Here is a 9,011-nt window from a genome sequence, read left to right as displayed (position 1 = left end):
AGCCTGGGACATCCAGGCTCCACCGGACCGGCGCCGCGCGACGACTGCGAACGGGTGAACGAGCCCGCGAAGGGATCCGCGGGAGGACCCGCGAAGGGACCCGCGAGAGGACCTGCGAACGGACCTGCGAACGGACCTGCGAAAGGGTCCACCCGCCGCCGCTCACCCGCCGCCGCTCACCCGCCCCTGCAACAGCCGCGACAGCGCCGCGTGCACGTCGTCGAGCGAGCGCTCCGGCTGGAACGACTGCCAGTCGAGCGCCGCCACCAGGACCATCCCGACCAGGGCGGCCGCCGTCAGCGGGATGTCGATCTCCTCGCTCAGCTCACCGTCCTCCACGCCCCCGCGCAGCACGTCCTCGACCACTGCCACGGCCTGCTGGCGGACCACCATGAGCGTGGACTGCCAGGCGCGGTTCGTGCGCCACAGCTCGGCGACGTACAGCTGGGTGAAGGCCGGATAGCGGTCGATGAAGACGAGGCCCGCGCGGATCATCGCGTCCAGGGCGTCGACCTTGCTGCCGCCCTCCAGAGTGGCCTCGTCGGCGGCCTGCTTCAGGGACGCGGTGAGCAGTCCCACGCCGTGCCGCAGCAGCTCTTCGAAGAGGACCGATTTACTGGCGAAGTTGTAGTAGACCGTGCCTTTCGCTACGCCCGCCCGCTCGGCGATCTCGTCAACTGTCGTGGCGGAGAAACCCTGTTCCGCGATGAGGGTGACGGCGGCCTCGTAGAGCTTCTGCCGCGTGGCCTCGCGCCGCGAGCTGCTCGCACTGCTTTCCATGAGCTTGATTTTCACAGGTTCCGCGGCGTTCACAGGCTCAGCTCCGGATGCAGCCGGTCCAGAGTCCACACCTGCTTGCGGCGCGCGGAGACGGCGGTGAGCGCCAGCGCGCCCACGGTGAACGCCGCGAGCACCGCGCACGCCGTCCACACCGGTCCGAGGCCGCCGCCCGTGATGAGCCGCCGCAGGGCGTCGACGACGTGCGTCATCGGCAGGTACGGGTGGATCGCGCCGAAGAACGTCGGGCTCGTCTGCACCGGATACGTGCCGCCCGCGGAGGTCAACTGGAGCATCAGGAAGGCGAGGACGAGGATGCGTCCGGCCGCCCCGAAGCGCGCGTTCAGCCACTGCACGATCGCCGCGAAGCAGCCCGTCACCAGGATCAGGAAGCCGATCGTCCCGGCCGCCCGCTCCATCTGCAGGCCGAGGCGCCAGTGCAGGACCGACATGAGCGCCGCCACCTGCAGCGTGCCGAGGGCGGCGACGGGGAGCCAGCCCGCGAGCGCGATGCGCCAGGCGGGGGCGCCCGCGGCGAGCGCGCGCCGGTTGAGCGGCTGGATCAGCATGTACGCCACCATCGCGCCGACCCACAGGGACAGCGGGATGAAGTACGGGGCGAAGCCCGTGCCGTAGTTGGGCGCCTTGTGCAGCGACTGGGAGGCGAGCTGCACGGGGTCGGCCATGACGTCCGTGCGCCGGTCGCGGTCCTGCTTGTCGTAGTCGGGGATCTTCTTGACGCCGTCGTGCAGACCGCCCGCGAGCTCCTGGGAGCCGTCGGCCAGTTTGAACATGCCGCCGTCGAGGTCGGTCGCGCCCGTCTTCAGCTTGTCGACGCCCGTGTCCAGGTCCGCGGCGCCGGTCTTGGCCGTGCCCAGGCCCGTGTGCAGCTTCTTGGCGCCCTTGGCGACGTCTCCGGCGCCGGTGTTGAGCGCGTTGACGTCCCGGACGGTCTTCTCCAGGTTCTCGTCCAGGTGCGGGGCGCGGTCGGCGAGGCCCTGGGCCTTCTTCTGGAGGGTGGCGAGGTTCGTGTCGAGGGTCTTCAGGTCGCCGTTCTGGTCCTTGACGAGCGTGTCGACGTCCCCGGCGACGGTCGAGACGTCGGCCGCGACCTCCTTGGCCTTCTTCAGCTTCGGGCACCAATCGGGGGCGTGGGGGGCCTGCTGGCACTGCTCTTCGTAGACGCCGTTCAGGGCGGCCGACGCCTCCTTGGCCTCGGTCGCCGCCTTCGGGGCCCTGTCGACGAGGGTCTTCAGGTTGTGCCGCACCGCGCGGGAGGAGTCGGCGACGAGCTGGGCGCTGTCGCCGAGCACCTTGCCGTTGTCCTTCAGGTACGGCCGCACCTTGGCGGCGTCGCCGTTGACGCGGTCGGCGAGCTTCTGCGTGCCGTTCGCGACCCGGCGTGAGCCGTCCTCCAGGTCGCCCGCGCCGGTGTGCAGCTTCCGCACGCCGGAGGCGAGGTCCCCGCTGCCGTCCTTGGCGCTCTTCAGGCCGTCGACGAGGTCCTCGGAGCCCTTCTTCGCCTTGCCGATGCCGCCTTCGAGCTTGTCGGCGCCCTTGGCGGCCTCCTGCGTCTTGCCGTGGATGTCGGAGAACGAGATGAAGATCTTGTCCAGCATGTTCCGCGACGCCTTCGTGGAGGCGGCCGTGCGCACCTCGGAGAAGACCGTCCGCGAGATCTGCCCGACGATGTAGTTGTTGGCGTCGTTCGTACGGACCTTCAGGGCGCCCGTCTCCGGGGTGTCACCGGAACTGGACCCCACCCGCTCGCTGAAGTCCGACGGCATCGTCAGCGACAGGTAGTACGTGCCGTCCTCGACGCCGTCGCGGGCCTCGGCGGCGCTCACCTCGTGCCAGTCGAAGGTCTTGCTGTCGAGCAGCCGCTCCGCGATGCCGTCGCCCGCCGTGAGCTTCTTGCCGTTGACGGTGGCGCCCTTGTCGTCGTTCACGAGGGCCACGGGGATCTTGTCCAGGCGGCCGTACGGGTCCCAGAAGGACCACAGGTACAGCGCGCCGTACAGCAGGGGCAGCAGCAGGAGCGCCACGAGGGCCGCCCGGGGCAGCCTGCCCCTGCCGAAGCGCTTGAGCTCAAGCGCGGCGAGCTTCGGCGACCGCATCGGCCGTCTCCTTGTCGTCGTCGGTGTCGGGTCCGTCGTCGGGGGTGGCCGTGTCGTCTGCCGCTGCCGTGCCGTGTGCGTCGGCGTCCGCGCGCGGGGCGGTCGATACGACGACCGCGTCCTCGGGGGCCTCGCTGCACACGGCCACGACGGTGGTGCCGTTCGCGGCGATGGACCTCAACAGGTCCCAGGCGGCCTCCCGTTCGGCGTCCGAGAGCTTGAGGTCGGTGTCGTCGACGCCGAGCAGCCGGGGCCGCGCGATCAGGGCGAGCGCCACGGAGAGCCGCAGCGCTTCGAGCCGCTCCAGGTCGCGTACGGCGGTACGGGAGCCCTTGGGCAGCGCCTCGACGTCGAGCCCGGCGGCCCGCAGCGCGGTGTCGATCCGCAGCCGGGACTCGGTCGCCCGGTCCTTGCGCGGGCGCAGCAGCCCGCGCAGCGAGCCCTCGAACCGCCGCTCCAGGAAGGCCCGCTCACGCAGGTGCTCGGCCACGGTCAGGGCGGGATCGAGGTCGGTGACGCCCGGGACGGGGCCGAGCCCGCTGATCCGGCGCACGGCGGCCAGCTGCTTGGGCAGCCGGTGGCGGCCGACCGTCGCCGTGCCCTCGGTGGACCGCATGCGGCCGGTGAGGGCGAGAAGCAGACAGGTCCGGCCGGAGCCGGAAGGACCCTCGACCGCGATGAGCGCCCCGGGCCCTGCCGTGATCCCGATGCCGCGGAACGCCCAGCCCCGCGGCCCCTTGAGCCCGAAGTCCGCCGCGCTGACGGCGGCGCCGTGCGGACCGTCCACGGTCCCCCCTCGTCCGATTCCTTGGCCCAGTGGGCCCGAGTTTTTGAACTGACCAGTCAGTGCAAAAACTATCCCGAACCTTCGATCGAGGCAAAAGCGCTGGTCAGGGCGGATTGTCAGTGGCGTACTCCACGATGGGCACATACGGCCACTGCGCCGTCACACAGACGACAGGAGGTTCGTCATGGCCAGTTCTCACGCCGCAGCCGCACGCCGGCGCCGCGCCCTCGGCCCTGCCCCCTCACTGACCGGTCCCGCGAGCGACGTCCACCCGGTGCTCCGCCGGGCCTCCGCCCCACCCGCCGCCCTCGAGCTGCTCGCCCAGGCCCGCGCCGGACTCGACGAGGCGGCCCACCTGGACACGTCGAACGAGCGCTACGCCACCGCCCACCTCGCCGCCCTGCGCACCGCGGCCGCGGTCCTCGCCGCCCGCGGCCGCCCCGAGCTCAACCCACGCCGCAGGCAGCGCATCCGGAGTGCCTGGGAAGTGCTCCCCGAGATAGCGCCCGAACTGACCGAGTGGAGCGCCCTGTTCGCGTCCGGCGCCGCCCGCAGGGCCCGCGCCGAGGCGGGCATCGAAGGCGCCGCGACCGTCCGTGACGCCGACGACCTGCTGCGGGACGTGGCGATGTTCCTGCGCCTGGTCGAGCGCATGCTCGTCCTCCAACCCGTGCTGCCCCAGCCGAGGAAGGAGCCGCCGGACAGCGGCTGATGCGGAGGGGGGCTCGAAGCGGAGGAGGCTCGGAGCGGAGGGGCCCGAAGCGGAGGGGCAGGGCGAGCCGAAGCGGAGGGGCAGGGCGAGGCGGAAGCCGAGGGGGGAGGCCGCGGCCGAGGGCGCCCTGCGCCCCGCGCCGACCCGCGGGCCCTGCCCCGCCCTCACCCGCCCTGACCCGCGCGGACGCACCCGGACCGACCGGTGGGACGGATGACGGGGCACGGCCGCGAAGGCAATAGGGTGGAGGCGCCCGCACCCGAACAGCCCGCCGTACCCAGGCGGAGCCGCGCCGAGGAGTCAACTGCCGTGTCGGACCCGATGCGCCCGCCCGTCTCCCCCCGCCCCACGCAAACGGCGTCGCCGCGCTCCGACCCCCCTCGTCCGGGCGCCTCGCTCCGTACCGCCGTGGTCTGGGATGTCCTCAAGGACGCCCTCGACCGCCGGATCAAGGCCACGGGCGGGGAGCCGGACACCGAGGCCGCCCTCGACGTGCTCGACACCGGCGGCGGCAGCGGCAACTTCGCCGTGCCCGTCGCCCGCCTCGGCCATCGCGTCACGGTCGTCGACCCCAGCCCGAACGCCCTGTTCGCGCTGGAGCGCCGCGCCGCCGAGGCCGGTGTCGCCGACCGCGTGCGCGGCGTGCAGGGCGATGTGCACGGCCTCTTCGACGTGGTCGAGCGCGGCGGGTACGACGCGGTGCTCTGCCACGGCGTCCTGGAGTACGTGGACGACCCTGCCGAGGGCGTGCGCAACGCCGTCAGCGCCCTGCGCCCCGGCGGTGTGCTGAGCCTGCTCGCCGCGGGCGTCGGCGGCGCCGTGCTCGCCCGCGCGCTCGCCGGGCACTTCAGCGAGGCCCGCCGCGCCCTCGACGACCCGGCCGGGCGCTGGGGCGAGGGTGACCCGGTGCCGCGCCGCTTCACCGCCGACCAGCTGACCGAGCTGGTCGAGGGCGCCGGCCTGAGCGTCGGCGCCGTGCACGGCGTGCGCGTCTTCGCCGACCTCGTCCCCGGCGTCCTCGTGGACACCGAGCCCGGCGCCCTGGAGGCGCTGCTCAAGCTGGAGGCCGCCGCCGCCGAGCTGTCCGCCTTCCACTCCGTGGCCACCCAGCTGCACGTCCTTGGCGAGACCCAGGGGGCGGCAGGGGCCACCGGGGCCGACGAGGCCTGAGCGCCGACCGGCGCGTGGGGCCCCTGTGGCGGCTGGGATCGGCTCCCTGATCAGCGGCGCAGCCGCACATGGAGTACGCCACAGGCCCCCCGAACGGGCTACCGGCGCCGTATGATCGAGGGACACCGTCCGGCATGACGGACCGGCCGCTGGGGAATGCAGGCTTCAGTGAGCCGGAGCGACCTGGCGGTCCGGTTTGGCGAAGTTGGCGCAGAGGGGCGGGTTTCACGGGGGCGATTCCCTGCCTATCCTGAAGGGGACCCCCCGGTCGCCCCGGCGACTGCACGATGAGGAGGACTCCGTGCCGCTCTCGGAGCACGAGCAGCGCATGCTCGAGCAGATGGAGCGAGCGCTGTACGCCGAAGATCCCAAGTTCGCGACAGCGCTTGAGGGAAGCGGGCTGCGTACGTACACCCGGAAGCGGGTCTACCAAGCGGTCGCGGGCTTCCTGGTGGGCATTGCCCTTCTCATGGCCGGAATGGTCGCCCAGCTGATCTGGGTGAGCGTAGTGGGCTTCCTCGTCATGCTGGGGTGTGCGGTGCTCGCCGTCACTGGTTGGCGCAAGGCGCCCAAGCCTGGTGAGCAGGCACCCGGAGCAGCGGCGGCCGCGAGCCCCGGTGCGCCACCCGGCCGCCGACAGCAGTCCCGGCAGCGCCGCTCCATGATGGACCGCATCGAACAACGCTGGCAGCGCCGCAGGGACGAGCAGCAGGGCGGCCAGTAGCCCGTCCGGCCGCGCTCCTCGGGCTTACCCCCGCGCGGACGCACAGCGCTCCGCCGGAAGCCTTCACGCGCCGACCCCTTCGACATGCGTGTGGGGGGTGACCGAAACGCATCGGTCACCCCCCACACGCATGTCCGCGCCCGACCGGCCGCCCGCGCCCACCCGGCACGGCGCCGCCCGCGCCCGCCCGGCACGGCACCGTCAGCACCCAAAGAAGCGGCGCCCGGCCATGGACCGGACGCCGCTCACCTGCTCACACACGCCGGGGACCGGCCATTCCCGCCCCCGGCCGGAGGCCTAGCCTCCCTGTCGCGCGGGCCTGCGCAGCGCCTCCCAGCGCCTGACCACCCACTGCGACCAGCGGGTGCTCAGCGCCGCCCAGCGGTCCGACGCCGCCCACACCACCCGTGCGGCCGAACGCGGGGCGACCGTCGCCCGCAGCCGCGCCGTCCGGCTCGCGGAGGCCCGCAGGCCGTCCCGCAGGCGGCGCACATCGTCCCCGAGGCCCGGCGCGGGCTGCGGCCGGGGCGCGTACAGGACCTGCTCCACCGCCGCCGCCACCCGGTGCACCGAATCCGCTGGGCCGGTGCCGAGGCCGCCGACCCGCACGATCCGGGCGGCCGCCTTCCGCGGTGTCTGGGACTCGTCCGGAGTGATGCCGTGGTCCCAGGCGGTGTCGGTGACCTCCTGCCAGGCCGCGAGGGTCCGCGCGGCCGCGTCCGCCTCCGTACGCCCGCCGCTCCCTAGCCGCACCGCGCGCACCCGGGCCCGCCACAGCATGGGCAGCGCGGGCACCACCAGGACGATCAGCGCGAGGAGCGTGCCGCCGACGATCCAGCCGAGCGGCGGCCCGTCGTCGTCGGAGCCGCCCGTGAGCTGCGGCATCGCGCTCGTGCAGCCGCCCTGCTGCTGCAGGTCGCGCGGGCAGTCCTGGGACTGCGAGGGCGTCGGCGACGGCGCGGTCGACGCGGACGGCTCGGGCACGGCCGACGAGTCGGAGTCCTCGGACGGGGTGTCCGGGCGGGTGTACTCGGGCACCGAGCCGCGGTTCGGCGTCGGCTCGAACCGGGTCCAGCCCACACCCTCGAAGTACAGCTCGGGCCACGCGTGGGCGTCCCGCAGACCGACCGACATGGTGCCGTTCGCCTGCGCGGAACCCGGCGTGAAGCCCACCGCGACGCGCGCCGGGATGCCGAGCGTGCGGGCCATCGACGCCATGGCGAAGGAGAAGTGGACGCAGAAGCCCTCCTTCTGGTCCAGGAAGCGGGCGATGGCGGACGGGCCGCTGCCCGCGCGGACCTGCGTGTTGTACGTGAAGCCGCCCTCCGAGGCGAACCAGTCCTGCAGCTTCACCGCCCGTTCGTAGTCGTTCGACGAGCCCTCGGTGACCTTCCGCGCGGTGGACTCCACCACCGACGGCAGTGTGCCGGGCACCTTCGTGAACTCCCGGGCCAGGTCCGACCGCGGCGCGGGCGCCGACGCCAACTGCTCGGCCGTCGGCTCCACCACCAGGCTGTTGACGCTGTACTGCGCGCCCCGGGTGGTCTGGCCGCGGTCCCCGACGAGGGCGCGGCCCACCGGCTCGTACCGCCAGCGGCCCTCGATGCGGACCTGGCTGGCCGGGTAGGGCATCGGCAGCCAGTTCTGCGCGTAGCGGTCGTCGGCCGAGATGTTCGTCTGGATCTCCGTCCTGCGGACCTCGGGGGACAGGCCCGGCGGGTCCGGCAGCCGGGCCGGCACGTCCGAGATGTCCCGGACGGTGGTCCGCCAGGTCGTGCCGTCGAACTTGTCGAGCGAGACGATCCGCAGATACAGGTCCTGGGTGTTCTTGGCGTTCGTGCGGTACGAGATGACCTCGCGGTCCTCCGGCTGGTTCAGGCTGTCCTGGAGCGCGACCAGCGGGTTCACCGCGGAGATCGTGCCGCCCCCGCCCCCGTCGCCGCCCCCGGGCCCGCCCGAGCCGTCGAGCAGGCCCCCGTCGAGGGCGGGCAGCGCGAGGGGCACGACCAGGGCGATGCCGAGGGCGACGGCGCCGATGCGGCGGCCCGTGCGGACCGGGGCGATGGCGCCGCCGTCGCTGTCGAGCCCGGCCGAGACCCGCCCGGGGGCGTGCCCCGAGCCGCCGAAGACCCGCCCCCACTGCGAGAGCCGGTCCCGGCCCTCGGCGAGGAGCAGCAGCAGATATCCGGCCGCCGCGAGCAGGAACCACAGCCACCCGGCGCCGTCCCCGGACAGCCCGGCCGCGACCGAGTACAGGGCGAGCAGCGGCAGCCCGGCCGGGGCGGCCGTGCGGAACGTCACCGCGAGGGCGTCCACCACCAGGCCCACCACGAGCACACCGCCGACCACCATCAGGCGGATGCCGTCGGTGAGCGGCGCCGGGATCGCGTACCGCCCCACGTCGTCGCCGCCCGTCTCGAGCAGCGTGCTGAAGTGCTGGAAGACCTCGGGACTCGGGATCACCCCGGCGATCGCCTGCTCCCGCGCGAACACCAGCGTCAGGAGCAGCAGCGTCACCAGGGCCTGCACGGCCACCGTGACCGGCCGCGCCAGCGGGACCCGCCGGGCGAGCGCGCCGACCCCGCTCTGCAGCGCGAGCAGGATCGCCGCCTGCACGAGCCAGCCCGACGTGTCGACGAGCGGCAGCAGCGCGCCCGACGCCATCAGCGTGGCGGCGGTGGCACACAGCGCGAGCCGCGTACGCCCACTCATGAAGCACCCCCC

7 protein-coding genes are annotated in these 9,011 nt (G+C 73.6%); 3 read left to right on the top strand and 4 right to left on the bottom strand.

What is annotated here, in order from left to right; genetic code table 11:
* Nucleotides 1–162: 162 nt before the first annotated feature.
* The 3 genes from ACFVHO_RS38680 to ACFVHO_RS38670 are packed head-to-tail and all read right to left on the bottom strand — an operon-like array spanning nt 163 to nt 3,681.
* Complete coding sequence (locus ACFVHO_RS38680) at nt 163–780, bottom strand: TetR/AcrR family transcriptional regulator (RefSeq protein ID WP_385725210.1); 618 nt, start codon at nt 778–780, stop codon at nt 163–165.
* Nucleotides 781–809: 29 nt separating this feature from the next.
* Entirely contained in the window at nt 810–2,894 is a 2,085-nt protein-coding gene (locus ACFVHO_RS38675) for a YhgE/Pip family protein (protein WP_385725209.1), read from the bottom strand.
* Nucleotides 2,866–3,681 carry an ATP-binding cassette domain-containing protein gene (locus tag ACFVHO_RS38670; RefSeq protein ID WP_385725208.1) on the bottom strand — a complete coding sequence of 272 codons (816 nt, stop codon included), beginning with the start codon at nt 3,679–3,681 and terminating at the stop codon, nt 2,866–2,868. The genes ACFVHO_RS38675 and ACFVHO_RS38670 overlap by 29 nt, the downstream gene beginning before the upstream one ends.
* A gap of 184 nt (nt 3,682–3,865) precedes the next feature.
* On the opposite strand from ACFVHO_RS38670, the gene ACFVHO_RS38665 reads away from it, so the two are divergent.
* The 3 genes from ACFVHO_RS38665 (at nt 3,866) to ACFVHO_RS38655 (ending at nt 6,287) form a co-directional block, all read left to right on the top strand.
* Nucleotides 3,866–4,393 carry an SAV_6107 family HEPN domain-containing protein gene (locus ACFVHO_RS38665; protein WP_385725207.1) on the top strand — a complete coding sequence of 176 codons (528 nt, stop codon included), beginning with the start codon at nt 3,866–3,868 and terminating at the stop codon, nt 4,391–4,393.
* A gap of 309 nt (nt 4,394–4,702) precedes the next feature.
* The gene (locus ACFVHO_RS38660) at nt 4,703–5,563 is read left to right on the top strand and encodes a methyltransferase (protein ID WP_385725206.1); all 861 of its coding nucleotides are present in this window, start codon (nt 4,703–4,705) and stop codon (nt 5,561–5,563) included.
* Between the two features lie 301 nt (nt 5,564–5,864).
* Complete coding sequence (locus tag ACFVHO_RS38655; RefSeq protein ID WP_385725205.1) at nt 5,865–6,287, top strand: DUF3040 domain-containing protein; 423 nt, start codon at nt 5,865–5,867, stop codon at nt 6,285–6,287.
* A 297-nt stretch (nt 6,288–6,584) separates the two neighbouring features.
* On the opposite strand, the gene ACFVHO_RS38650 is transcribed toward ACFVHO_RS38655, so the two are convergent.
* The gene (locus ACFVHO_RS38650) at nt 6,585–8,999 is read right to left on the bottom strand and encodes a DUF3488 and DUF4129 domain-containing transglutaminase family protein (protein ID WP_385725204.1); all 2,415 of its coding nucleotides are present in this window, start codon (nt 8,997–8,999) and stop codon (nt 6,585–6,587) included.
* Nucleotides 9,000–9,011: the final 12 nt, after the last annotated feature.

This window comes from Streptomyces sp. NPDC127108 (assembly GCF_042677545.1).
Taxonomy (GTDB): domain Bacteria; phylum Actinomycetota; class Actinomycetes; order Streptomycetales; family Streptomycetaceae; genus Streptomyces.
The sequence above is the reverse complement of the archived record's forward strand: the minus strand, read 5'-3'. Positions and strand labels throughout refer to the sequence as shown.